Annotated in this window: 20 protein-coding genes; 11 read left to right on the top strand and 9 right to left on the bottom strand. The window is 59.4% G+C overall.

The genetic code is table 11. From position 1 onward, the window contains the following. Nucleotides 1-7298: hypothetical protein (locus M2447_RS11270; RefSeq protein ID WP_277558685.1), on the bottom strand; the 7298-nt coding region annotated here is incomplete at its 3' end. Nucleotides 7299-8077: 779 nt separating this feature from the next. Between M2447_RS11270 and M2447_RS11265 the strand changes: the two genes are divergently transcribed. The 3 genes from M2447_RS11265 to thrH all read left to right on the top strand — a co-directional run bounded on the left by M2447_RS11265 (nt 8078) and on the right by thrH (nt 9604). After that, on the top strand, nt 8078-8281 hold the full coding sequence (locus M2447_RS11265) for a DNA-directed RNA polymerase subunit omega (RefSeq protein ID WP_108824435.1): 204 nt from the start codon (nt 8078-8080) through the stop codon (nt 8279-8281). A 116-nt stretch (nt 8282-8397) separates the two neighbouring features. Continuing rightward, nucleotides 8398-8874 carry an SsrA-binding protein SmpB gene (gene smpB, locus M2447_RS11260; RefSeq protein WP_277558684.1) on the top strand — a complete coding sequence of 159 codons (477 nt, stop codon included), beginning with the start codon at nt 8398-8400 and terminating at the stop codon, nt 8872-8874. Between the two features lie 124 nt (nt 8875-8998). After that, nucleotides 8999-9604 carry a bifunctional phosphoserine phosphatase/homoserine phosphotransferase ThrH gene (gene thrH / locus M2447_RS11255; protein ID WP_108826412.1) on the top strand — a complete coding sequence of 202 codons (606 nt, stop codon included), beginning with the start codon at nt 8999-9001 and terminating at the stop codon, nt 9602-9604. On the opposite strand, the gene M2447_RS11250 is transcribed toward thrH, so the two are convergent. From M2447_RS11250 to M2447_RS11235, 4 genes are all read right to left on the bottom strand, one after another. Then, a complete protein-coding gene (locus tag M2447_RS11250) occupies nt 9588-10298 on the bottom strand; it encodes a tRNA-uridine aminocarboxypropyltransferase (RefSeq protein WP_277558686.1) in 711 nt (236 codons plus the stop codon). The two genes, thrH and M2447_RS11250, sit on opposite strands and share 17 nt — an antisense overlap. Before the next feature lie 224 nt (nt 10299-10522). Continuing rightward, entirely contained in the window at nt 10523-11101 is a 579-nt protein-coding gene (rsfS, locus tag M2447_RS11245; RefSeq protein WP_277509283.1) for a ribosome silencing factor, read from the bottom strand. A gap of 71 nt (nt 11102-11172) precedes the next feature. Next, nucleotides 11173-11751, bottom strand: a complete 579-nt coding sequence (nadD, locus tag M2447_RS11240) for a nicotinate-nucleotide adenylyltransferase (protein ID WP_277509281.1) — start codon at nt 11749-11751, stop codon at nt 11173-11175. After that, complete coding sequence (locus M2447_RS11235) at nt 11748-12356, bottom strand: hypothetical protein (protein ID WP_277509279.1); 609 nt, start codon at nt 12354-12356, stop codon at nt 11748-11750. The genes nadD and M2447_RS11235 overlap by 4 nt, the downstream gene beginning before the upstream one ends. Before the next feature lie 280 nt (nt 12357-12636). On the opposite strand from M2447_RS11235, the gene M2447_RS11230 reads away from it, so the two are divergent. The 3 genes from M2447_RS11230 to M2447_RS11225 all read left to right on the top strand — a co-directional run bounded on the left by M2447_RS11230 (nt 12637) and on the right by M2447_RS11225 (nt 14474). Further along, a complete protein-coding gene (locus M2447_RS11230) occupies nt 12637-13347 on the top strand; it encodes an alpha/beta hydrolase (RefSeq protein ID WP_277558683.1) in 711 nt (236 codons plus the stop codon). Nucleotides 13348-13433: 86 nt separating this feature from the next. After that, nucleotides 13434-13712 (top strand): YkgJ family cysteine cluster protein, encoded by a 279-nt coding sequence (locus tag M2447_RS13720; RefSeq protein WP_343215394.1) that lies wholly within the window; start codon nt 13434-13436, stop codon nt 13710-13712. A 42-nt stretch (nt 13713-13754) separates the two neighbouring features. Then, nucleotides 13755-14474, top strand: coding sequence for a hypothetical protein (locus M2447_RS11225; RefSeq protein ID WP_277558682.1), 720 nt, complete (start codon nt 13755-13757; stop codon nt 14472-14474). A gap of 80 nt (nt 14475-14554) precedes the next feature. On the opposite strand, the gene M2447_RS11220 is transcribed toward M2447_RS11225, so the two are convergent. The 4 genes from M2447_RS11220 to M2447_RS11205 all read right to left on the bottom strand — a co-directional run bounded on the left by M2447_RS11220 (nt 14555) and on the right by M2447_RS11205 (nt 18953). After that, nucleotides 14555-15715 carry an ATP-binding protein gene (locus M2447_RS11220; RefSeq protein WP_277558681.1) on the bottom strand — a complete coding sequence of 387 codons (1161 nt, stop codon included), beginning with the start codon at nt 15713-15715 and terminating at the stop codon, nt 14555-14557. 84 nt (nt 15716-15799) lie between these two features. After that, on the bottom strand, nt 15800-16753 hold the full coding sequence (locus M2447_RS11215) for an AEC family transporter (protein WP_277558680.1): 954 nt from the start codon (nt 16751-16753) through the stop codon (nt 15800-15802). 28 nt (nt 16754-16781) lie between these two features. Continuing rightward, nucleotides 16782-17780 carry a shikimate dehydrogenase gene (gene aroE / locus M2447_RS11210; RefSeq protein ID WP_277558679.1) on the bottom strand — a complete coding sequence of 333 codons (999 nt, stop codon included), beginning with the start codon at nt 17778-17780 and terminating at the stop codon, nt 16782-16784. A 123-nt stretch (nt 17781-17903) separates the two neighbouring features. Beyond that, nucleotides 17904-18953: an outer membrane beta-barrel protein gene (locus M2447_RS11205; protein ID WP_277558678.1), complete on the bottom strand. Its 1050-nt coding sequence runs from the start codon at nt 18951-18953 to the stop codon at nt 17904-17906. A 248-nt stretch (nt 18954-19201) separates the two neighbouring features. Here M2447_RS11205 and trxB point away from each other — a divergent pair, with 248 nt between their 5' ends. From trxB to M2447_RS11180, 5 genes are all read left to right on the top strand, one after another. Then, a complete protein-coding gene (gene trxB / locus M2447_RS11200; RefSeq protein WP_108824424.1) occupies nt 19202-20146 on the top strand; it encodes a thioredoxin-disulfide reductase in 945 nt (314 codons plus the stop codon). A gap of 40 nt (nt 20147-20186) precedes the next feature. Continuing rightward, nucleotides 20187-21113: a phosphopantetheine-binding protein gene (locus M2447_RS11195; protein WP_161554724.1), complete on the top strand. Its 927-nt coding sequence runs from the start codon at nt 20187-20189 to the stop codon at nt 21111-21113. Nucleotides 21114-21229: 116 nt separating this feature from the next. After that, nucleotides 21230-22489, top strand: coding sequence for a beta-ketoacyl-[acyl-carrier-protein] synthase family protein (locus M2447_RS11190; RefSeq protein ID WP_108824422.1), 1260 nt, complete (start codon nt 21230-21232; stop codon nt 22487-22489). Between the two features lie 18 nt (nt 22490-22507). Further along, a complete protein-coding gene (locus M2447_RS11185) occupies nt 22508-23386 on the top strand; it encodes an SDR family NAD(P)-dependent oxidoreductase (protein WP_277558675.1) in 879 nt (292 codons plus the stop codon). Continuing rightward, a complete protein-coding gene (locus M2447_RS11180; RefSeq protein ID WP_277558674.1) occupies nt 23383-24648 on the top strand; it encodes a glycosyltransferase in 1266 nt (421 codons plus the stop codon). The genes M2447_RS11185 and M2447_RS11180 overlap by 4 nt, the downstream gene beginning before the upstream one ends. Nucleotides 24649-24803: the final 155 nt, after the last annotated feature.

The raw sequence follows: 24803 nt of genomic DNA, 5'->3' as shown, positions 1-24803 counted from the left end.
ACGCCGGTGAGGGTGCCGGTGAAGGCCTGCGTGTCCACTTCGCCGGTGCTGGCGAGTGTGACGTTGTTGGCGAGCGAGAGGTTGTTCGCGTCGAGGCGCAGCGTGCCGCTGGTGAACGGCGCAGAGCCACTGCCGAGCACCGCCGTGCCGGTGCCCAGCGCGGAGTTGTTGTTGATTCCGGTGATGCCGCCTCGCATTTCCACGCCGCCACTGTGCGTGTTTTCCGCGAGCAGCAACAACGTGCCGGTGCCGGTTTTTATGATCTTTGTCGTGCCGCTGATCACGCCGTCGAGCTCCGTGAGGGAGCCGGAAACGGTCACCTCGGCAAGGTTCAGTTCGGAGACCACCACCGTCTTTCCATCGCCCTCAAAGACCAGGTTGCTCGTGCCGGAGAGCGTCCCGCCCTCGGAGCCGAGCACAAAGGTGCCGCTTGCCTCGGTGACGGTCACGGTCGAGTCCGCGCTGATCGTGCCCTCGCCGGTGATCGACAGCGCGCCCGTGCCCGCGACCGTCAGGTCGCCGGCGAACACGATGTCGTTGACGAGCGTGCGGTTCGCGTCGTTGCCCGCGCCATCGGTGCCGCGCAATGTGCCGCCCACGACGGTGATCGCGCCGACGCCCAGCGGGCCGCCGTCCCCGTCGTTGAGCCTGTCGGCGCCGATATGCACCTCGCCGCCTTCGATGACGAAGCCCTTGCTGAACATGTTCGCGGCGTTGAACACGACCGCGCCCGCGCCGGTGCCGCTCACTGTCACGATGGAGTCGGGGCCCTCGATCTTGCTGTTGAAGATGAGCCAGCCCGCGCCGTTTTGCTCAATGGCGAGGTTCTTTCCCTTGCCGGCCGTGGTGTCGTATTCGAGTTGGATGCCTGCGTTGATGGTGACGTCGCTCACGCCGGTTTGCACGATAAAGCCTAACGCTTCGGCGGACAGTCCCTGGAAAATCAACGAGGCGCCACCGAGGCTGCCGATTGTGTAGGGTGTGTTTGATCCGCCGGCAAAAACCAAATTGTTGAGATAACGCGAGGAGGGTAGCGTGATGGTCGCGCCGTTGAGATTGGCGAGCTCGGTGTTGAAGGTGACATACGCGCCTTTTGCATTGGGTTGCGCATCGGGCAGGTGCAGGCCGTCCTGCTTCATCCAGTTGTTCATTGCCCACTGGGAGTTGCCGGCCGTGCCATTCCATACGAATATCTGGTCGAAGGGCAGGAGCACACGGATGCCATTGTCGTTGCGCTGAACCACGACGGAGGTCGCCGCATTGCTCCCGAGTTTCACGCCATTGACCACCGAGCCTTCGTGCAGGCTCGAGCGTATGAGCGTGGAACCAAGTCCGGTGATCGGGTCGGCGTCCCATCCGAGGAATGTCAGCAGGCTGTCGGTGGCATTGACCGATATGTTCCCGGTGAGGATCGAGACGGGGTTGTGCGCGGAGCCGCCGGAAACGTCGATGATCGCGCTGCCGGATACGTGGATCTCGCCGTTGATCGTTTGCGCGGTTTGGTTGATGTTCAGGCGGCTGTTGTCGGTGAAATAGATGTCCCGCGCGTCGGCGAGAAGGTTGGAGCGCGCAAGGGTGACCGTGCCGGCATTGAGGGTCCAGTTGTCGGTGTTGAGCTTGACGCCGAGGGTGTAATTGGTGCTTTGCAGGCGGTCGGCGACGAGGACGCCTTCCTGGCCGGCGAGCCCGGTGCTGGAGAGGGAGCCTCCGTTCTTGAGAATGGTCGTGATGTTGCTGCCGCTCACCAGAAAGCGTCCGCTGTTGTTGAGTTCGATTTTGCCGGTGCCGTCGAGGGTAACGGTCGCTCCGTCCATGGTGGCCTGGATTTCAAAGGCGCCGTCGGCTGTTTCCGTTTTGAGGGTGCCGGTGCCAAAGCCTGTCACGGCGCTTTGATCGAAGGTGAAGGCGGCGGCATCCGTTAAGATGCGCACGGTGCCGGCGCGGTTGCGGATGCCGCCGGAGATTTCGTTGGCCGAGTTGGTGAGTTCGAGAACGCCGCCGCCGGTTTTGATGAAATCTTGGCTGCCGCTGGCGTGGTCCACGATTTTCGAGTCGATCTGCAACACGCCGGGGGTGGCGGAGTCGGCGCTTTCAATGCGGAAGGTGGTGGCGATGTCGCGCAACTGGAGTTCGTTGGCGGAGAGGATCAGGCGATTTGCGCTGTTTCCGGAGATTGTGGTGAAATAGAGGCCTTCGTGGGCGCCCAAGTCTATCACATTGCCCAGCGTCTGCGATGTGACGCTGGCGTTGTCGCTGTAAACGCGGATGCCGCCCTTGGCGAGTTTCAACGTGCCGGTGCCTAGGGGGCCTTTGGTCACAAGGCCGCCGGATTGCGTCGAGCTGGCGCCGATATCAATGAAACCGGTGCTTGCCTCAAGGCTTGTGATGATGCCGCCGGCGAATGTGTTTTCGCCGCCGAGGAAGCGGTAGGTCAGTGAGGAGGTGATGCCCTCGGTGCCGATGCCGCCGACGCCGGTAAGGACGTGTTTTTCGCCGAATACGAGCATGGGGGCCGCGCCGTTGTAAGAGCCGCCGTAGCCAAACAGGCGGCCGGTGAGCACGCTGTTGCCAACGACCGAGCTGTCGGCGTCGAATATGATCGCCCCGCTGAGGTTGAGATAGCGGCTGCCGGAATCCACCTGGAGCCTGTTTCCGAGAGTGATGGTGCCGCCCGCCTTCGAGATTTGGACATACTGTGCGCCGTTGTTATTGGTTATGTTGAATGTGCCCTTGCCAATCGCCTCGTCCGCGCCCAGGCGGAGATACCCGTCCGTCCATTTGAAATCGCCCTCGAAGGTGTTTGTGGAGGTCAGTTCCATCGTTCCCTTCCCTGTTTTATTGATGCCGCCCGCGCCGGAGATGACTCCGTCCAGTTTGAAGATGGGGCGGGATCCCGTGTCGTCCCATTCCACGTTGATGGTGCGTTGGCCCGTGCCGGCAAGTTCGCCGGCGCCCGCAAATGTCAGGCTTCTGAAGACCGAAGGCTCGTTGTTCACGCCGTTGGAGTTCGAGGTTCGTCTTACTAACAGATTGCTGTTGAGTTGATAACCCCCGGACAGGGTGACGGAGCGGGTGGCGTCCACAGCCTCGATTTCGTAGGTGGAGGAGGCTGTCGCCGCCGTGCCGATGATGAACTTGCCCGAGTCGGTCAAAACCTTGCCGTTGCCCAGAATCTGGATGCGCACGGCGCTGCTTGCCCACTCGAGGTCGCCCGCCCAGCCGGCATTGTTTCCGCGCACGCGCAGGCCAGCGACGTTGCCGGGCGTGGAAACAACCAGGTTTCCGGCGCCGCTTAGCGTGTTCATCATTTCCAAGGCTCCCGATGCCCTGAGCATGCCGATATTGAGCTCCGTGTTGTCGGCCAGTTCCCACGCCGCGCTGACGTATTTCAAGCCCGAGCCGCCGATGTTGATATGGGCGTCGGACCCGTTGTTGTTGAAAATAAGTGTTCCCGAACCGCCGAGGGTGAAGGAAGAGCCAGCCTGGAGGTTGAGTGTGCCGAGGCTGTGGGCGCCATCCACGGCGATGGTTTTTCCGGAGATGGCGGAATCGAGATCGCGGATGGAGGCGCTGTCGCCCGCGACGGACGGGACAGAGCCCAGAGCCCAATTTAATGAATTGCTCCAGAGGTTATCGTTGCCGGCCCCGCTCCATTCATTGGTTTGCGAGGCATTAGGCAGGAGGTAGTAGTGGCCGCCGTCGCCGACCTCCACTTTTGCGCCGTTGTCGTAGCCGGTGAAGGCGATGTTGGAGAGTTTGGTGCCAAGGATGCTTTCAATGTCCGTAACAAAGCGGACATAGGAATCGGACGTCGCCAATTTCGACCATGCGCCGTCTGTGTTTTGAATGATCAGGGTGGCGTTGGCCGACCAATAGGTGCCCGTGCCCACGGTGTTAAAAGTGAGTTTGCCGGTGTCGCCCAGGCTCAAGGTGGAGTCGGCTTTCAGATGCAGCGTGTCGATGCCGCTGTTGGTGAAGCCGGCCGCATTGAAGATGCCGCCGCCCAGGCTGAGTGTGTTGGCAATAAGCTGGTTGTCCTTCCCCAGGCTCAACCGGCCGGAGTTGGCGTTCACCAGTTTTGCCGTGAGCGAGTTTATCGTGGAATCCAGATAGCCGCTGCCTGATTCGCCCTTGGTGAGCTGGTTGATCACAATGTCGCCGCTGTAAATGTCGCTGCCCGTGGATGCAATAAAGGGAGAAGTCCCGTAAAAAATGATATTGAGATTGTTGTCGATCTGCGAGCCGTCGAAATACAGGCCCCGGTCGGTTCGTATCGAGCCATTGCCGCCGACGATCTTCATGCCGCTCAGGTAAATGCCATTCTCGGCCAGATGACCAAAATAACCGCTGCTTAATGTCAGCGTTTTGGTTGAATCATTGAGGATAATCTTTCCGCTTGTGTTTATGTAAATGCTGCCGCCATTGACCGTGACGTTGCCCGTGCCGAGGTAGTTACTGCCCGCGCTCAGTGCCCCGAGCACGACATCATTGTTGCCGGCGGCGACCCAGAGGGCGCCTCCCGTAACCGATAACCCGCCGGTGAAGGTGTTGTTGCCGCTCATGAGGCGTTTACCGTAGGCGCCGTTAAGCGTGAGGCCGCCGGCGCCGGTGAAATTGAGATTTTCGCCAAAGGTAACCGAGTGGCGCTGATACGCGGATGTCGCGGTTGACCAGTTTGCCGTGATCGTGCGGTTGGCGCTTAACGCCACATCGCCGGCGTAATCGAAGTAGATGGAACCGGCGGTGAGGTTGCCATTGAGAATGAGCTGGTTCGTGATCCGGCGCATGTAACTGGAGGTTTCATTGCTCGATGAGGAATTATAGCCGCGAATCCTGCCGCTGCCCTCGATGGTGATGGCTCCCGTGCCCAGCCAGTTTCCATCCAGGCGGCCGCTGCTGGTTTCGTCGTAAATGGAAACAAGCGCGTTGTTCTTGATCACGATGCCGCCAGAAAAGGTGTTCTCATGGCGCCAGAAACCGAGCCCGCCCTGTTCCACCGTGATTGTCCGCGCGATGCCGGATGTCTCAAAATCATCACTGACAATTCCCCTCAAGCGGGTGCCGCCGGACGTATTCTGATAAACGAGGTCGCTCTTCAGGACAACACTCGCGCCACTGAGAACGGAGGTGCTTTGGGTGCCGCCCCAGATCGCCGCGGAACCCGTGATCCCACTGTCAAAAGTCAGGGTGCCGTTATTTAAGAGAAAATCCGGGCCGCCGGTGTTGTAAAACTGCCCTATGGTGACACCGCCGTTCATGGTCACGGTTATGTTTTTCAAATTGCCCGCGAGGGAACCGAAGCGCGCGATCGCGCCCGGGGAATTTGGGATGTTGAACTCGTCGCCGCCAACCCAGTTTCCGGCGTCATGCCAGGCGCGCGTGCCGGCGCTGTTATTCCACTCGCTGTCAAGCAGGCCGTTGTCGGGCGCAAGCACGCCGCCCGTGTAGCTCGCGCCCTTGTTGTAACCGTAAAACCAGATCTGGCCGAGTTGCTGGGCCGTGAGTCCGCCGCTGGTCGTGGTCACCACGTCGTAATTGGCCGGGGAAATCTGCGACGAGGTGTAGTCGCGGATGCGCAGGATCGAGGCGTTGTCGCCAAAGGCAAGCGTGCCGAGGCCGAGCGTTGTGGAGGTGAGCACATCGCCACCGAGATAAATGAGCGCCGACGCGCCGGAGCCAACTTTCACCCCGCCGAGCACCTGGTTGTTGCCGCCGAGATTGAGCGATGCCGTCGAACCGGAAAACGCGAGCGCGGAACCGAGCTGACTGGCTCGCGTGAGGGTGAGCATACCGTTCGCGAGCTGGAAATCATTGGCGGTGTTGAACGATGTGATGCTGGTGTCGAGCACGACCTCGCCCGAGCCGGTCTTGACGAGCGTGCCGGAAACAGTGACCGGGCCGTTTGCCGTGCGCGATATCACTTGCGTGCCCGAGCCGGTGAGGTTGATGCGATAGCCGGTGTTGGAGGCGATGCCGTTGAGGCTGTCGTGAAACGCAACATTGCCCGCAAAATCGAAACCCGCGGCAGGCGCGCCCAAAATCGAGGTGCTGCCGAGTATGACATTGCCCTGATAATCGAAAACACCGCTGCTCCCGAGATCGATGACGCCGCCGAGCAGCCCGAGCGTGGCGTTGGTGAGGCGGAAAGTCGCCTCGTCCGTGAGCGAGATGTGCGCCCCGTCGATGATGTTGAGCGTGTTGGACGCACTGGCGCCGCGAACCTCAAGCACGCTGTTGCCTCCATCAACGCGAATGGTGCCCGAGCCGAAAAGACCCGCGCCGCCGCCGATGGTCACCGCCGCGCCGCCAATATAGCCGACCACCGTGCCCGCGCGCACATCGAGCACGGAAAACGTGCTGTCCGCGCCGCCGAGCGTGAGCACGCCCGAGCCCCGCTTGACGAGTGTGCCGCCGCTAAACGACTGGTTCGCGCCAAACGCCAGGCCTGTAAAGGCGTCAACCGTGATTGTGCGGGTGCCGCTGCCGATGCTGGTGAGCGAAGCGGCGGTCGGATTGAAGGTGAGCGTGGCAAGGCCTTTCGCCGTGTTGATATCCTCGCGGCTGACAACGAGGTCGGACGCGGAAATATCCAGCGAATTGGAAAGCGTGCGGCTGATGCTGCCGGAGAGGGAGATCCTTTTCTCGTAGCCATTTGCCCCAATCGTGAAAACCCCGGTGCCGAGGACGTTGTCGCCACCGATGACAATGGCGCCATTGTTGAGAGTGACCGGGCCGGTGATTGACGCGGGTGACGCGGAGTTGAGAATCAACTTTCCCTCGCCGTTCTTTATGATCGAGCCGGCGGTCAGCGCGCCGGACACGGTGATGTCGGCCGAGCTGGTATCGTTATAAAAAGTGACGGACCTGGAGCCCGCATAGAGCGCGCCGAGGATGGAGATTTTGCCGAGAACCGCGCTGTTGTTATTAATGACGAGGTTGCTGTTTGCGACTATGTCGGCGTCAAATCGCAGGTTAAAGCCGCCCGCCAGATTGATGACGGCGGACGATGCGCCGTTGTCAAAAATGAGCAACGGCGAGGAGGTCGAGCCGATGGTCAGAAAGCGGGCCAGATTGACCGAATTGGGCCCGATGACATTGAGCGTGCCGATGGTGCGCGCCGAGCCGAGCGAAATGGTCTTGTTCACGAGCGAGGCGTTCGAGGAGGCGTTGAACAGGGCGGTGTCGCCGGCGGCTGACCCGGGCGTGTTGCCCCCGGCCCAGTTGGCGGTGTCACCCCAGTTTGTGCCGCTTCCGGTAAAAGTGCCGGAAACCTGCCCTTGAAGCATGGATGCGGACAAGCAAGCCAGCACGCCAAACACAAGCGCTGGCAGATGGCGTTCAATAGACCCATACGAACGTATGGCAACAGGGTTCTTATTCATGGTTTTCAGTGTTAAAATTGATGTTTCGCCTTGTCTGTTAACAAATTATGGAATTTGAGGCTTATTTGAAACGAAGGCCTTAACCGACTAGAATTCTCAATTCATGCCCCGCATTTTCGGGCATCATGTCAAGGTGGCGTGATGTTTTTTATGTTATTTTTACAGATTTACCTGAATTATATATCTTGTTGCTGTGTATTTAATTACATTTACAATGCACCACTCCGAATATGTAGCACCTGTATGGGTTCAGTTTTGTGCCGGAATTGCGACAGCCGTTTACCGGCATTTAATTATATGATGCATGAGATAAAAAACTCAACTGCCTGTCAATTTTTTATGTAAATAATCAACAATAAGAACTGGTGTTGTTTTTTTCAAAAAAAAATCGTCTGAGATTGCGCTTAAATCGGTGCTTTCAAAAGGGATAAGGGTAACCAGCTCTGACAAAGTGTTCACATCCCCCGCCTCATTTGCGGCGCAAGGCTTATGCACCGGAGAAACCCCAAGGACGGAACTGTGATTTTGCGTCACACAAGGGCTTTCCGCGCTTCGGTTGCGACCATGCCGAGAGGCCCCGTGCTTCGCACCCGGCGTAATCGGGCCGCGCAGAAATGTCGGCGCGGTAAAAACCCTTGACGCGCGGAGGCGTTGACCATCTGCTAGGCGGTTTTCACCAGAGCCAAAGTCCAGCCATGAGAGACGAATATTTAAAAGACGCCCAAAAGGTCATCACCGATCCCAACGTGCTCATCAACGTGGTGTCGCGCCGCGTGAAACAGCTCAAGCACGGCAGCCGTCCGCTGGTCGAGTCGCTCGAAAAACTCGAACCCGAGGACCTCGCGCTGCGTGAAATCATTGAAGGCAAAATCAGCTACGAAGTCGCCAAAAACGTCTGACGCCTCCCTTTGCCGCCGCGCGCAAACCCAACGTGTTTGGCGCAATCCGCATCCATGCTGCGGCACTAAATCATCGTCGGGCAAAGGCGTGAACCATTAGGAAAGCACACTGCGCCATGTCAGCCGCCCGCAAAAAAGAAACTCCCCGCCACACCGAAATCCGCAATGCCAAGGCGGGGCGCGATTATTTTATCGAGGAACGCTACGAATGCGGCATCGCGCTGCGCGGCACCGAGGTGAAATCCATCCGCGCCGGAAAGGCCCAGATCAACGACGCCTTCGGACGGTTTGAGAAAGGCGAGCTCTGGCTCCATAACACATACATCGAGGAATACTCGTTCGGCAATATCTGGAACCACGACGCGCGCCGCATCCGGAAACTCCTTCTGCACAAGCACCAGGTTCGCAAAATCGCGCAGGAAATTCAGGTCGCCGGACGCGCCTTCGTGCCGCTGCGCATGTATTTCAAGGAAGGCCTCGTGAAAGTGGAAATGGCCGTCTGCTCCGGCAAAAAGCTCTTCGACAAGCGCGACGACCTCAAACGAAAAGCCGAGATGCGCGAGGTGGAAAAAATCTGGAAACGCAGAAGGTAGGGCAGGGTGTTCCGTTCGGGATGATTTTTGCGGCACAAGCCGCCAATCCCCGGCTATTTTTTGTTTTCAAACCGCGCAAAGCAGGCTTGGCAGCCCGCGCTACGTTTTCAACACTCGGCCCCGCGTGAAAAAACAAGCGATCATCACACTCGACCTCGAAGGCGTTCTCGTTCCCGAAATCTGGATAGCCGTTGCCGAAAAAACCGGAATCCCCGAGCTGCGACGCACCACGCGCGACGAACCCGACTACGACAAACTCATGCGCGGCCGGCTCGAAATCCTCGACCGCCACGGCTTGAAACTATCCGACATTCAAAACGTGATCGCCACGCTCAGCCCGCTTCCCGGCGGCAGGGAATTTCTCGACGAGCTGCGCACGCTTTCCCAAGTGCTGATTTTGTCGGACACATTCGAGCAATTTGCGCAGCCCCTGATGCGCCAGCTCAACTGGCCGACGCTGCTCTGCCACCGCCTCATCGTTGAGAACGACCGCATTGTGGATTATCAAATCCGCACGCCCGAGCAAAAGCAGAAGGCGGTCGCCGCGCTCAAGGCGATGAATTATCGCGTGATTGCCGCCGGCGATTCGTTCAACGACACCACGATGCTCGGCGAGGCCGAAACCGGATTTCTATTCCACGCGCCGCAAAACGTAATCGACCGCTTCCCGCAATTTCGCGCGTTCGACACTTACGAGCAACTGCTCGCCGCGTTCAAGGCCGAGCTGTAGGGTCGCGCTCCCGCTTTATATACACCCGCCGTTTTGAAACGGTGCGCGTCTTCGGATCGCCGTAGGGTTTTTTGCGATAACTGGGCAGCGAGGGGTCGTTGGCGCAACGGATTTGGAAATCCTGCATGCGCTGGAAAAGCGTCAGCAGTTGATCGGGTTTCGAGTAGGTGTCGAGCCCGGCGCGCTCGAGCGCGAGCAGCAACTCGTGGACGGTCTCAAGCGTGGAAAGGCAGCCCTCCTGCGGTTGCTGTTTGATGACATAGCGGCTTGGCGTGGTCGGAGTGAACATGACGCGCGGCAGGCGCTGCAGGTTTGTCGAGAGACGAAGCATCTTGCGCGCGCCCGCCCAAGTGGCGTCGAGCAACAGCACGAGCAGCGTGCGGCCGCCGAGTGTTTCGGTGGAGAGGGCGGTTTGCGGCTGCGAAAGATTGACCGCCGCCGGCCCCGGATAAACGAGCACGGGATAATACCGGGGATCGCGCAAAAGTTCACGCACCTCCTCGTGCGAATCAAACTCGGCCCCCATATATATCTTGCTGTTGGGCAGGCAAAGATGCGTGAGGCGTCCCGTGTTGGCCTTCTCCGTCTTGAACTCCTTCGGGTGCATCAGGAACACAAAGCGCGTGCGAGTATCCATTGGTTGGATACTCGGGCACCAGCATTGCGCCTTCGGCCAGAAGCAGCGGTAACACATTTCGCGGGACATGTTTCAAAGTAGCGCGAAACACGCCGCGCGGCGCAAGCGGAACCTGCGGCGCGCGATTCAGGCCCGCATCCACCCCGCATTCTGGAAACGCGGCTTGAGTCTGAAACCTGGAATCCGCGCAAGACGGGCATCCTCGTCGCAATGTGAGGCCGGTGGCGGTTGTGAGCGTCAGTGCGTTTCGGGCGGATTGTTAAAAAGACGTCCGCCCGAGTTTATTTTGCCGCCCTTTTGCGCGCCGGCTTCTTGGCGGCGGGTTTTTTCGCGGGAGCTTTCTTTGCCGGTGTTTTTTTCGCGGCCGGTTTCTTTTTTGCGGCGGGTTTGGCTGTTGTTGATTTGACGGCTTTCTTGGTTGCCCTGGCTTTCGGCTTTTTAATGCCCAACAATTCGTTCACGGAAATTTCCTTGGCGTCCTTCCAGAGGTTTTCGAGGGAGTAGCGTTCGCGGTTTTCCTGCGTGAGGACGTGGATCATCACGTCGAAGGCGTCGATCACCAGCCAGCCGCTGCCGGGTTCGCCGGTGTCCATTCCGATGATGTGCGTGCCGGTGGCGTCGATTGCCTTTTCGAGTTCCACGCGAAGCGCGCGGAGGTGCGGCTCGGAGGTGCCGGTGGCGACGACCAGATAGTCCGTGATTGACGATTGCTCGCTCACGCGCAGCACGCGCAGTTCGCCCGCCTTTTTTTCATCGAGTGCGCGGCACACAATTTCAAGCAACGGGGGGACGGGGAGGGCGGTTTTTGCGGCGGCGGTTGCGGTGCGTTTTTTCGCGGGCTTGGCGGTTTTGGATTTCATGCAATTGGTGTTGTGTGTGGTGCTGTGAGTGAAAGGCGGGCGTGCGCGTGTGAGCAGTGGATGTTTTTGCCTCAGCGATAAAGATTTTTTTCGCGGATCAATTCAATCGTCTTGTGCGGGACGAGGTAGTTGAGCGACAGGCCGCCCCGGACGCGCGCGCGCAGCTCGGTCGAGCTGATTTCGATGAGGTGCCCGTCGCAGCGGTGCAGGCGCAGTCCGGGAACGGGTGTGTGCGTTTTCGCGGGGTGCCCCGGGCGTTCAAGAAAAATGAACTCCACGAGTTTTGCCAGTTCCCCGATTTCGCGCCAGAGGTGCAGGCGCGGGAGCTGGTCGCCGCCGATGATCCAGTGGAGCTGGTCGTCGGGAAATTGTTTTCGGAAATGGCGCGCGGTGTCGATTGTGTAGCTGATGCCGCCCTTGAGCAGTTCGTAGTCGGAAACCTCGAAGCGCGTGTCCCATCCGACGGCGGCGCGCACCATCGCCAGTCGGTCGGCCGCGGGGCATTGCGCGTCGCGCGGCTTGAGCGGGGCCTGCGCGGCGGGCACGAGGATGAGGCGGTCGAGCTTGTGCTGCTCGAACGCATCTTGCGCGGCGACGAGGTGCCCGTAGTGAATGGGGTCGAAGCTGCCTCCGAGGAATCCGATTTTCATGGGAGCAGCTCCATTTGCGTGTCCTTGAGCAGGTCGTAGTTTTTCAAGATGCGCATGACTTGAAGCGTGTAGCTTTTTCCGTAGCTGCGGTTCACCTCGATGCGCTCGAGCAGGTCGATCAGCATGGCGCGAAACGATATGATCGCGTCGACGCCGCGCTCCTTGAGCAACTGCACGCTTTGCGAGCGAAACGGCTCCGCTGTGGGGAGGCTTGGTAGCACGAGGATTTTGGCTGGCTGCTCCGCGCTTCCGGGTTCCGCGCCGGCGGCGTCGGGCGGAAACAATCGCGACACTTCCTTGAGCACATCCTGCTCCAGAAAACTGAAAATCTCCGGGCTGTTCTTGAGTGTTCCGGGTGTGAAGCGGTCGGTGTGCCACGCTTTCACGGCGATGATGCCGCGATGCACAAAGGGCAGCTCGCCCGAAAGGAGGAAGAAGTCCGGCTTGCGCGAACCGGGTTGATAGGCGGGGTTGTAGACGAGCAGGTCGATTTCCTCGTCGCCGGTTTTCTTGCGCGCCATGACTTCGTATTTGCGAACCTGCCGCACCAAAAATCCGTTTTGCTCGAAATACTCGCGGACAATGTCTTCGTCGATGGCTGACATGGAGGAATTGGAATGCGCGTTATAATGCGGATTCGGGACGGGTCTGCAACAGGCAAAACAGCCGGGGGCGGGTAAGGCACATCTCAAAATTCTGGCGAAAAGCGCATGCCAATAGGAGCGGCGTTCTTCAGGACGCCGGACGCGATGAAGGCGCGCCCTGTTCGGGAGGTGAAAACCCAAGGAGCACTCCGTAAAGATGTCCGTGCGCGCCGATGAATCAGCGGTCTTGTCTTGTATCGCGCATGAACGTTTAATCCGCGTTGAAAACAAAGCCTCACAAATGCCCGCGAACACACCAGACGCCTTGCAACACGATGGACGCGATTTGGTTGTCGTGCTCCACGGAGTCGGAGTCACGTGCCGGTGGATGTCGCGTATTGCGCGCGCGGTCGAAGAAGCGGGGTATCGCGTGGTCAACCGCACTTATCCGTCGCGCAAATTGCCACTCGAAAAACTCGGCGCGCAGTGGCTTCCGCGGTTGCTTCTCGAAAACGGTGCCGCCGAAGCGCCGCGGATACATTTTGTGACTCATTCGATGGGCGGCATTGTGGTGCGCCTTTGGTTGCGCGAGTGCGGAGATTGCCTGCCGAAAAACCTCGGGCGCATCGTGATGATTGCCCCGCCAAATCACGGCAGCGAGCTTCCCGACCGGCTGCGCGGTTTTCCGCCTTTCCACTGGTTCACGGGAGTCAATGGCCCGCGACTCGGCACGGGCGATGATTCATTGCCGCGCCAGCTTTCACTCAAGGCGTTTCCAAAAGGCGCAGAACTCGGCATCATCGCGGGCAACCGCACGCTCAATCCGCTTTTTTCCCACTGGATCAAACGCGAAAGCGACGGCACGGTGAGCGTGGCGAGCACCCGGTTGGACGGAATGTGCGACCACATCGTCATGCCGCATTCGCACACGGGGATATTGCTGAGCCGTCCCGTTGCCGCGCAGGCGGTGCTTTTTTTAAGGGAGGGCAAATTTGACCGGACCGTTCCCTGACTTCGGTTGCGCCGGGAACGCCGGGACGGCGGCGAAATCGTGATCCGAAACTCGACAATGCGGGGCGCGCGGGTTCCATTTGCGGGATGAAAGAGGTTTCCTGCCGTCCAAATTGCGGGGCGTGTTGCATCGCGCCGTCGATTTCCTCGCCGATGCCGGGGATGCCGGACGGGAAAAAGGCCGGCGAACGCTGCGCGCACTTGCTGGCGGATTTCCGCTGCGAATTGTTCGGCCAGCCGTCGCGCCCGTCCGTCTGCGCCAGCCTCCGGCCAACGGCGGAAATGTGCGGCTCGTGCCAGGCGGACGCTTTGAAATACCTCGCTGCGCTGGAGTTGGAAACGGCGCCGGACTCTTTTTTATATTAATAATATGGCCGTTGAATCGTTACCTGAAGAAAGACACACGTAATGAAACCCTCCATAAATTCGTTTAACCAATCCTTTCGCGCGCGCACATTCTTGGTGCGTTCAGCCCTGTTCTGTTTGTGTTGGATTACGGCGTGCAGTGACAGAAAGGCTGACGAAGGACCGCTGTTGTTTTCAAAGGGCGTGACAAAGGTGTTATCCGTCGAGCGCATTCTTGATACCAAAGCACGAATAGAAACGGAGCGCAGCGAATACGGCATCACCACGATAAAAGGGATCTCCGCCGATTTGAATGATTTCGGCGCAAGGGGATTTCTTATAGAGGAACATGGTGTTCCCAATTTTATACCAAACCGATTTTATGATGTTACAATATATCAAAAAAGCATGCCCACAATAGACAGCCTCCATTCACCGCGCCCCGTTTGCGGAGGGATTAAAAGAGAGGTTTTCTGGCATAATCTCATAATAAGAATTAAAGAGGGTCAGAATATAATATATGATGCGTCTGTGTGCAAACTGCACAACCAGCGGATGAGGTTTGCTCAGGTTGCCATTTCATATGGATATCCGATGCCGCCTTCCCAAGATTATATGGAAGCGCACGAAAAGCGTTTTCCCAATGGGGTTGATTATACTTTGGGTGGATGTGTGCGCACGGATGATATCGTGGATCGCAAGTTTATCTGTGATCAATGCGCCAGCGAGTATTCCAAGTGGCAGCATGAGGAATATGAAAAGAAACAGAGGGTGGGAAATTAGAGTAGAGTTTTGCAGGCACTTCCTTGAAAATTGAATATTGCATGTTCAATTTTCAAGAAAGTGGGCGCGGCGATTGGTTATCATAATTTCTCAACCAGCTCCGGAAGACTCACCGCGGAGACTCCCGGGGCGAGCGCGCTGGTTGGCGCGGGGGTTTTGGCGGGGCGGTGCACCAAGTAGGCGTCGGCAATCTTGTCTTTCATCGCGGCGGCCAGTGAGCGCATGGGGACGGCCATCGCGGGAGCGGGCGTGCGCGTGGCCTTGGCTTCGACGAGGTGGACGCGGCCTTTGCCGGCGGGAACCAAGAAGTCCACTTCCAAGCCGCGTTCGTCACGGAAATAATAAAGTTCCTTGCGCGCGCCACGGTTGATTTGGTTTTTGAGGATTTCGGAGGCCACATAACCTTCCCATAGGGTTCCGAGGAACGGGGATCGTTCGAGTTCAACGCGGGTTTGGATGGCGAGCAGATGGCAGGCGAGCCCAGGGCCGAGCCAGTAGAGTTTCGGCGACTTGATAAGCCGTTTGCCGAAATTCTCGAAATAGGGCGGTATGAGCGCAATCAGGCCGGTTGTTTCCAAAATGCCCAGCCATTGTCCGATTGTGGGGACGGATATGCCGAGCGGGGCGGCGAGGTCGCTTTTGTTCAAAACCTGTCCATGGCGGCTGGCGAGCAGGCCCATGAAGCGGCGGAATGTGCCGAGGTCGCGGATTTGCGTGATGGAGCGCACGTCGCGTTCGAGGTAGGTTTGCAGGTAGGAGGAAAACCAGAGTTCGCGGGCCGACGGGCGGGCGATCACCTCGGGAAAGCCGCCTGTGAACAGGTCAACCTTGGGCGACTCGGTTTGCGACAGGGGCAGCAGGTGGAGGATGGCGGCACGTCCGGCCATCGACTCGTTGACGCCGGTCATGAGCGCGGATTCTTGCGAGCCGGCGAGCAGCCAGCGTCCGGTCTTGCGCGGGGCGGCATCAATGTGGGTGCGTATGTAGGAGAGCAGCTCGGGCGCGTTTTGGATTTCGTCGAGAATGACCGGCAATGTTTGTTCGTCCAGAAAGGAGCGCGGGTCGCTTCTCACCCGGGAAAGCAGGTCGGGATCCTCCAGCAGATGGTAGGCGGCGTCGGGGAAACAGTGTTTGAGGATTTCGGTTTTGCCGGCGCGCCGCGGACCGGTCAGCACCACGGCGGGAAACTGACGCGCCGCCTTGAGCAGCACTGGCTCGAGTTGTCTGTTGATGTATTTCATTGTGGTGAAATTTAAAATGATACTTTAAATTTCACCACAATTGGCAAGCTCAGTTTTGGTCAAGAATCAAACCGTTCGACTGTTTCAAAACACCCAGGCCATGCCGAATTTTATCCAAAGGGGGATCGTGATGATGCCGAGGATTGTCGTGCCGATCACCACTTGCGCGGCGGTCAGGGGCTGGCCGTTGTAGTGTTTCGCAATCGCTATCGGGAACATGCCGGCGGGCATCGCGGCTTGCACGATCAGCACGCATTTCATGTCGTCCGTGAAGGGCAGGTATTTGGCAACCACCAGAAAAACCAGCGGAAACACGCCGAGGCGCAGGATGCAGGCGATGGGGGTCACGCGCGAGTGATAAAGCGCCGAGGGGCGCGCGAGGTATTCGTGGATTGTGCAACCGATCAGAATGATGCCGATGGTCAGCCCGCAGAGCCCGCAGCGGTGGATCGTTTCCATGAGGAATCCGGGGAGGTGCCCGCGCAGGTCGGTGAGGTTGAAGAAGAGTCCGAGCACGAGCGCGATCACGGGGCCGTTGAGCAATTTCTTCCAGCCTTCGCGCAGGGAGAGGCCGGCGAGCACAAAGATGCCGACCGTCCACATCGCGGCCTCCCCGCCGACGGTGTGCATGAGCGTGAGGCCGATGGTGGGCGAGTTTTCCCCGAAGAGCGCGGCGCAGACGGCGAGCGCGAAATAACCGTAGTTGTTTATGCCCGACGAAAAGGCGAAGGTGCGCAGGCCGTGGCCTTGCGTGAGCCCGAGAAGCCGCCCAAGGTAGAGCGCCGCGACGATGCTCCCGCCCATGAGCAGGAATCCGGAAACGGGCGCGGCGGCGAGGTTGGCCGGGTTGCGGAGCGCGTCGTTATTTAGGACGTTTTCGAAAATAAGGCAGGGATAGAGGCAGTTGACGACCATGCGCATGATGCTGCCGTCGGCCTCGGGCGTCACCCATTTGAACGCGCGCAATCCCACGCCGATGGCGACCAGTCCGAAGACGGGAACAATCGAGAGCAGGACGGCGGTGTAGGAAAAGGACACGAGGGGGGAGAAGTTTACAGTTTGCAGTTTACGGTTTACAGTTGGGGCGCTGCCGCGCCGGTGGGAGGAGGGTTTTGGGTTTGGGATTCTGGCCTTCTGGCTTTCTGGTTTCCTGGCTTTCTGGTTTTCTGGCTTCTTGCAGCGCGTTGCGCATGGCTTCGACGGGGATTTTTTCGCCGGTCCAGATTTCGAGGGAGCGCGCGCCTTGGTGGATCAACATCGAGAGGCCGTTGGCGCGGGGGATGCCGAGCGCGGCGGCTTGTGCGAGGAGCGGCGTTTGCGGCGGGTTGTAGATCATGTCGAAAACGGCGAGCGGGCGCGCGTTTGCGGGGAAGGCGGCGAGGTCGATGGGCGGCGCGTCGGCGGGGCGCAGGCCGGAGCTGGTGGCGTTGATTACGAGAAAGGCTGAAGGACTGAAGGGCTGAAAGGCTGATAGCGGGATATCGCCGGCAAGGGGGCGCATGGCGTCGAGGAGGGCGGCGAGGTTGGCGCGGGTGCGGTTGGCGATGGCCAGGCTGGCGCAGCGGCGCTGGAGGCACTCGACGGCGGCCCCGCGGGCGGCTCCGCCGGCGCCGAGGAGGAGGATGTGCGAGTCGCGGAGTTCGAGGCCGAGCGTTTCGCGGATGGCGGTGGCGAGGCCGTGGCCGTCGGTGTTGGCGCCGTGCCAGCCGTTGGCGGTCCATGTCAATGTGTTGACGGCCCCGGCGGGGGCGGCGGCGGGGTCGATTTCGGCGACGCAGTCGAGCGCGATCACTTTGTGCGGGGCGGTGAGGTTGAGGCCGTGAAATTTTTTCTCGTGAAAAATTGCCAGCGCGCGCGGGAGGTCCTCGGGGGCGATGTCGAAGCGGTGGTAGCGCCAGTCGCGGTAGCGGGGCGAGCGCGCGGCCATTTGGGCGAGCGCGGCGTTGTGCATGAGGGGGCTGAGCGAGTGCGCGATGGGGCGGCCGAGCACGGCGAGGTGCGTGCCGGGGCGGCTCCAGGTTTCGAGGTCGGCGAGTGTGTAAACAGTGGTGTCGGCGGTGCTCACGGATTTGCGATTGGCGAAGTTGTCTAAAAAACGGAATGGCGCCTCGAAACGCCATTAAAAACAACGGCCCGCCCCTTCAAGCGATGGGGCGGGCCGTGATGGAAAACTTAAAAAGCTTCTTTTTTAGAATTTCAGAACGGCCTGGACTCCGGCCATGAATTCATACTTGGCCATGCCATTGTCGCGAAGCTCCTTGTCGAAACGGGTGTATCCCATCTCGGTGCGGATTTCGAGGTTCTTGGTGACTTCGTATGTGACGGGCGAAACGGTGACTTTCCAGAAGTTGCCGTAATCTTTCCTGTCGCCGAAGCTGAAGCGGCCGGCAATCGCGATCTTTTCGTCGATTTGCTGCTTGGCCATCAGCATTGCGTAGAAGGTGTTCTTGGCGTCGACACCCTTGATCTTTTCACGCATGAGGACGATTTCACCGGCAATGGTGATGTCTTCACCGATTTTGCGCTCGAGCCAGATGTCGGCGGTGAAGGTCTCGGGTTCGTCGATATAGGGATCAATGCCGCCGAAATCCTGATAACCAGCCTTGGTGTATTGGTAGGCGAGGGTCATGCCGAGCGTCCATTGCTCTTCGGTGTAGGTGAAATTACCTTCGACGCCGAAGCCGTCGCGCACATCACCGTCACCGCGGTAGAATTCGTCGTTCACATTGTAAACGGAATCGACGGCGGAGAGGCCGAGCTTGGCCTTTTCGTTCACGTATTCAATCCGCACGCCATGCTGGTAGCTGGGGATGATGTTGTTGAAGAGCGAATCGGAGATGGTCGCGTTGCCGAAGGAGCTGAAGGTGTTGTCAACGAGATCGAACGATTCGTAGCCGAGCCAGGTGACGAAGCGTCCGGCGGAGAGCTTGAGCTTGCTGCCGAAGTCGTAGCTGACGTAGGCGTCGAGCAGATAGATTTTGCTGGCGCCGGCATCGGTGTAACCACTGATGGTCGCAGTGATTGGCGAGAAATCGAGCGTCACTCCGAGCTTGGCGGCATCGATATCCATCGTGGTGTCGGTGCTTTTCTGCTGCACTTTGTTGTAAGTGATCGAGCCGGCGGCGTAGCCGAAGAGGCTTACGTTTTCGTTGATGGCGAGATCAGCGCGAATTGCCAGGGTTGAGAGAACGGAGGCGAGGACAGCGCCGGCGATCTTCAAGGAAGCGGTTTTCTTCATGTGGAATGTTATGTAGTTAATCTTTGCTTGGCGTGGATTGATGTAATACTACGCGGGCGCAGCATGCACAATATGCCGTGCCAAGGCTGAATAGGTGGGCTTTTTGACACGAGGTGTCCAGTAAATGTTACAAAATAATTCTCATAATTTTTCTGCCTTGTGAAAACTCGATTGTAAAAACGGCCAAAATGCGGGGGGGGAATATTTGCCCTTTCCTTTCGCGAAGGTTTTCGCCTCATATCAAGGGCATGTCACATTCCGTTGAAAACGTCGTCATCATCGGCACCGGGTGCGCGGGCCTTACCGCCGCCATTTACACGGGGCGCGCCAATCTCTCCCCGCTCGTCCTCGAGGGAGGGCAGCCGGGCGGACAGCTCACAACGACATCAGAGGTGGAGAACTTTCCCGGCTTCCCGCAGGGCGTGGACGGCTTTCAGCTCATGGACAACCTGCGCCAGCAGGCGGCGAAGTTTTCGGCGCGTTTCGAGACGGGCCGCGTGGTGTCGGTTGATTTTGCCTCAACCCCGCTGAAATTGCGCACCGAGGAGCGCGAGATTTTGGCGAAGGCGGTCATCATTGCGACCGGCGCCGCGCCGCGCATGACGGGTGTTCCCGGGGAAAAGGAGCTTTATGGCGGCAAGGGCGTGTCGACCTGCGCCACGTGCGACGGCGCGTTTTACCGCGGCATGGACATTGCGGTGATCGGCGGCGGCGACAGCGCGTGCGAGGAGGCGCTTTTTCTGACACGCTTCGCGAGCAAGGTTTACCTCGTGCACCGGCGCGACGCGTTGCGCGCGTCGAAGATCATGGCCGAGCGCACCGTGGCGCATCCGAAGATCGAGATGGTTTGGAACAGCGTGCCGGTGGCCGTCGAGGGCGTGGCTGAGGGCGCGGTCAGCGGCCTGCGCGTTCGCAATGTGAACAACGACGTCGAGAGCGTGCTTCCAATCAAGGGGCTGTTTGTCGCGATCGGCCACGAGCCGAACACCGCGCCGTTTGCCGACGCGCTCGTGACCGACGGGCAAGGTTACCTGAAACCCGCCGCCGGCTCGCAAGTGCGCACTCACATCCCCGGCGTTTATGTGGCGGGGGATTGCGCCGATCATGTTTACCGGCAGGCCATCACGGCCGCGGGCATGGGTTGCCAGGCTGCGATCGAGGTCGAGCGCTGGCTCGCCGAAAACGAAAACTGAGCCGGTAAATCCGGCCGCGATAAAACTTTTTCTACAAAATATGTCTCACGAAGTGAACGACAACAACGCGCCGGCATCCGCCGGTGACGCACAAACCACGGAGACGCCCGAACAGGCGTTGCGCAATTCGCTCAAACGCTGCTCGCCCGCGACGGTTGAGGCGGCGATTAAGTTTCAGTCCTCGCGCGAGCCCTCGCTCGTGCCGGCGATCGTAATCGGCATCATCGAGCGTTACGCCGAGCCCGACCTGCGTCCGAAGCTTCGCGAAAACACCGACGACGTGCGCCTTGTCGATGATCTCGGCATTGATTCGCTTACGATGATGGAGATCGTGATCCTGACCGAGGAAGTGCTTCAGGTGCAGATTCAAAACGACGAGTTGCGCAACTTGCGCACGGTTGGCGACGTGAAGATTTTCATTGATTGCAAGCTCCGCGGGCTGCCCCTGCCAAAACCCACGCGTTTTTTTCCCATCGAGCAAATCGCCGCCGTCATGCCGATGCAGCCGCCCTTCCTTTTTCTCAACGAGGCTTCGGTCGGCAACTCGGGCGCGCAGGGCAAATACCAGATCACCGGCGAGGAGTTTTTCCTTCAGGGCCATTTCAAGGACAATCCCGTCATGCCCGCGTCGTTGATGCTCGAGGCGCTCGGCCAGCTCGCCGTGTTCGCGATTATCGAGGGCGTGCTTCCTGCCGAGCCGGGCAATGAGGACAAGCCCATCGACCCAAAGACAATCTACTTCACCTCGTGCGACGGCGTGCGCTGCCACCGCGTTTGCAAACCCGGCGACCTGCTCACGCTTTCGGTAAAGCCAAAACGCGTGCACATGCCCCTCGCCACATTTGAGGGCTCCATCCGCGTCGGTCAGGAAAAAGCCGTGATCGCCGAGGAAATCACGCTTACATTTGGTTATGCCGAGCCGGCGCCGGAAGTGACGGAAACACCGGAAGTTGGGGAGACAAAATAGAAGCGGATCTTTTGCGTTGTTTAAAAAAACGTAAAAACTCAGGCGGCCGGAATGACCGCCGCCACTATTTTTTTGCCACCACATGAAATGCCGTGTGTCTTTGTCCGTTTCCACTCATGTCCAAAGTTTTTATCACCGGCCTCGGCTTTATCACCAGCATTGGCAATGACGCGGCAAGCGTCAGCCAAAGCTTGCGCGAGTTGAAACATGGGATGGCGCTTTATCCGCCGTTCCAGCGGCCGGATTGCCCCGTTAAGGTGGCCGCGCCCATCAAGGATTTCAGCACCGATTCCTTTGATCCCGAGGACTGGACGTATCCCGACCGTTATCATCCGCGTCGTGACACGCTTCGCAGCATGGGGCCAAACGCTTTTTACGGTTGGTGCGCCATGCAGCAGGCGGTCGAGGATGCGCGGCTTTCCGAGGCCGACACTTCCAATGAGGACACCGGCCTCTATGCGGCGTCGGGCGGCACCCCCGGAATGCTCGGCCATTTGTTGCACCGCATGCACACGCAGGGCGTCATGCGCTGCCCTCCGCTCGGGATTGTGGCGTCCATAGCCGGCACGCTTAATTTCAACCTCGTCGCGCACTACAAGATCAAGGGCGCGTCAACCGGGTTTTCGTCGGCGTGCGCGTCGTCGTCGCACGCGCTCGGGTTTGCCTTTGATGAAATCTCGCGCGGCCGCCAGAAACGCATGTTTGTCGTTGGCGCGGAGGACGGCAACATGGACGCGATCCTGCCGTTCGCCGGCATGCGCACGCTTTCGCAGCAAACCGATCCTGCCAAGGCCTCGCGTCCGTTTGATGCCGCGCGCGATGGATTTGTGGGCACGGGCGGGGCGACGGCGCTTGTGCTCGAAAGCCAGGAGGAAGTGTTTCGCCGCGGCGCCACGCCCTATTGCGAAGTTTCCGGCTGGGGGCAGGCGTCCGACGGCCACAATGTCGCCATTTCGCATCCCGACGGCTCCGGGCTCGCTGCCGCCATCCGGCATGCGCTTCGCTTCACGGCGCTCAATCCCGCCGATATCGATTACATCAACGCGCACGCCACCTCGACGACCATCGGCGACCTTTCCGAGGCGAAGGCGATTCGCTCGGTATTCGGCGAAGCGGGGGCGCGTCCGCTTGTGAGCAGCACCAAGGCGCTCACCGGCCACGGCCTTTCGCTTGCCGGCGCGATGGAAACCGGTTTCTGCGCGCTCGCCCTTCGCGAGGGTTTTATTCCCGGCTCCGCGCACATCACCGAAATCGACCCCGGTTGCGCCGATCTGAACATCATCCAGAAATCGGAAACCAAGCAAGCCACGCACGTGCTCAACAACAGCAGCGGCTTCGGCGGCGCGAACGTGGCGATCGTGTTGAGAAAAGTGTGACGCGGTTTTCCTGTCGTGATGCTTTCCCAAAAATATAAAACAGCCTTCATCACTGGCGCGTCTTCCGGGATCGGGCGCGCCATCGCCGAAATGCTTCTCGCCGAGGGTGTGCGCGTGTGGGGCACCGCGCGCGACACCGCGCGCCTCGCGCCGCTTGCGCAAAAACATCCCGGCGCCTTCACGCCCGTCGCGCTTGATCTCGATGATTCCGATGCCGCGATGGCGGCGCTGGAAAAGGCCGCCTGCGATGCGGGCGCGACCGGCACGACGGCCGACGCGCTCGGTTTGACGCGCTCTTTCGACATCGTCATCAACAACGCCGGATATGGCGCGTTCGCGCCCTTTGCCTCCGTGGATTTTTCGCTTTGGCAAAAGCAGCTCGACGCCATGCTCGCCACGACGGCCCGTCTGGCGCAGACGGCGTTTCGCGCCATGCAGGCGCGCAGACGCGGCTGCCTCGTCAACATCTCCTCGCTGGTTGTCGATTTTCCGCTTCCCTACATGAGCGGCTACAACATGGCCAAGGCCGGTCTTTCCGCGCTCAGCGCCAGCCTTGCGTTTGAGGCGCGCGGCACCCCGGTGTGCGTGATCGATTTCCGGCCCGGTGATTATCGCACTTCGTTTAACCACGTCATGCAGCCCGCGTCCGGGAATCCCGCCGGGGCCGCGCAAGACGAGCGCGTGGCTTCCGTGTGGAAGACCGTTGACGCGCAGTTCAACGCCGCGCCGCTGCCCGAACGCGCCGCGCGCGACCTTCGCCGCGCGCTTCGTCGCGGACGTTCCGGCACCGTGCGCTCCGGCACGTTTTTCCAAGCCAGGCTCGCGCCGCTGGGCGCGCGTTTGTTGCCCGGGCGGTTGCTGCGTGCAATCGCCGCGCATTATTTTGGAGACCGATGAGCGACATTCCCGCACAGCCTTCCTCCGAAAAACTCCGCATTCTCGTGCTCACATCGAGCACCGGCGGCGGGCACGACGCGCGCGCGCAGGCTTTTGCGGAATGGTGCTACCAGCTGTATCCCGGCCATGTCGATGTGCGCATCGAGCAAATGCTCGAAAAATCCTCAATGCTCAACCGGGGCGGCGTCAGTTTTTATAACTGGATACAGAAAAAAATCCCGCTTCTGCACACGGCGTTCTTTGGGTTTGTGGAAATTTACGGCCGGCTCAACAACCACAGTGTCGTGCTTGGCCGCGGTTATTACAGGAATGTGCTTTGCGAATACCGCCCGCATCTTGTGCTCAGCGTGCACGACTGCCTGAACCGCGGTTATTTCCAGCTTGCGCGCAAGTTGCTCGGCCACGAACGCGTGCGCTGTGCCACGTATTGCGGCGAGTTTTCCGGCGGCTGGGGATACAGCCGCAACTGGGTGGAGCCCACGGTTGACCTTTACATTTCGCGCACGGAAACCGCCAACGACTATGCGGTTAAAAAACTCGGCATGGCCGGGAATCGCACGCTCGTGCGCGGCCACTTCATGCGGCCAAGCGCGCATCTCGAGCAGATTGACGCGGACCAGCGCGCCATTTCGCGGAAAAGACGCTACGGGTTGCGTCCCGATGCGTTTACCGTGTTTCTCGCCACCGGCAGCAATGGCGCCAACAACCATTTCGAGCTCCTGCCCGCGCTGGTGAAGCATCGCGACCGCTGCCAGGCCATCATTATTTGCGGACACAACCGCGACGTGTATAACAAGCTCATGCGCTGGCGAGCCGAGAACCCCGGATTTCGTTGCCATATCGAGGGTTACTCGGAATCGGTGCACTTGCTCATGCAGGCCTCCGATGCGATTGTCACTCGTGGCGGCACGACCACCTGCGCGCAGGCGCTGCATTTTTCCTGCCCGATTATTTTTAATGGCTTCGGCGGGGTGATGCCGCAGGAAAAGCTCACGCTGAAGTATTTCCGCAACACCGCCGGCAGCAGCATCATTCGCAACGCGGATAATTTTGCGGAGATCATCGACCAGTGGATGACCGCTCCGGCGACCTATCGCGCTTATAGTGAAAACTTTGCCAAGGCCCGTTACGAGGAGGACCCCGCGCGTGTGATCGACGAACTCGTCGCGCTCGCCCGCGAGGCCGACCCGCATTTGCCCGAACCGATCCGCCAGCCTTTCCCGCCGGTTAACGGCAACGGTTTTTGCGCAACAACGAAGTAAGCGCCTTGGGCGTATCAAACGCCAAATGGCGCGGGTGTTTTCTTTTGACGGGAACTGCGAGAAACAACCGCCCTGTCATCGGAAGCCTGAAAAATAAATTCGCTTATAAGTGACTCGTCCGATCGTGCATATGGAATATGTGTCAAATGACGAAA

Origin of the sequence: Ereboglobus sp. PH5-10, from assembly GCF_029504735.1 — a bacterium.
GTDB lineage: Bacteria > Verrucomicrobiota > Verrucomicrobiia > Opitutales > Opitutaceae > Ereboglobus.
The sequence above is the reverse complement of the archived record's forward strand: the minus strand, read 5'-3'. Positions and strand labels throughout refer to the sequence as shown.

Coding starts and splice junctions, on each gene's coding strand:
- M2447_RS11265 (WP_108824435.1), top strand. CDS start 8,078: ATGAGAGACGAATATTTAAAAGACGCCCAAAAGGTCATCACCGATCCC.
- M2447_RS13720 (WP_343215394.1), top strand. CDS start 13,434: ATGAAAGAGGTTTCCTGCCGTCCAAATTGCGGGGCGTGTTGCATCGCG.
- M2447_RS11190 (WP_108824422.1), top strand. CDS start 21,230: ATGTCCAAAGTTTTTATCACCGGCCTCGGCTTTATCACCAGCATTGGC.
- M2447_RS11235 (WP_277509279.1), bottom strand. CDS start 12,356: ATGTCAGCCATCGACGAAGACATTGTCCGCGAGTATTTCGAGCAAAAC.
- rsfS (WP_277509283.1), bottom strand. CDS start 11,101: ATGAAATCCAAAACCGCCAAGCCCGCGAAAAAACGCACCGCAACCGCC.
- M2447_RS11195 (WP_161554724.1), top strand. CDS start 20,187: ATGTCTCACGAAGTGAACGACAACAACGCGCCGGCATCCGCCGGTGAC.
- M2447_RS11205 (WP_277558678.1), bottom strand. CDS start 18,953: ATGAAGAAAACCGCTTCCTTGAAGATCGCCGGCGCTGTCCTCGCCTCC.
- M2447_RS11220 (WP_277558681.1), bottom strand. CDS start 15,715: ATGAAATACATCAACAGACAACTCGAGCCAGTGCTGCTCAAGGCGGCG.
- M2447_RS11180 (WP_277558674.1), top strand. CDS start 23,383: ATGAGCGACATTCCCGCACAGCCTTCCTCCGAAAAACTCCGCATTCTC.
- M2447_RS11250 (WP_277558686.1), bottom strand. CDS start 10,298: ATGTGTTACCGCTGCTTCTGGCCGAAGGCGCAATGCTGGTGCCCGAGT.
- nadD (WP_277509281.1), bottom strand. CDS start 11,751: ATGAAAATCGGATTCCTCGGAGGCAGCTTCGACCCCATTCACTACGGG.
- M2447_RS11185 (WP_277558675.1), top strand. CDS start 22,508: ATGCTTTCCCAAAAATATAAAACAGCCTTCATCACTGGCGCGTCTTCC.
- M2447_RS11225 (WP_277558682.1), top strand. CDS start 13,755: ATGAAACCCTCCATAAATTCGTTTAACCAATCCTTTCGCGCGCGCACA.
- trxB (WP_108824424.1), top strand. CDS start 19,202: ATGTCACATTCCGTTGAAAACGTCGTCATCATCGGCACCGGGTGCGCG.
- M2447_RS11230 (WP_277558683.1), top strand. CDS start 12,637: ATGCCCGCGAACACACCAGACGCCTTGCAACACGATGGACGCGATTTG.
- smpB (WP_277558684.1), top strand. CDS start 8,398: ATGTCAGCCGCCCGCAAAAAAGAAACTCCCCGCCACACCGAAATCCGC.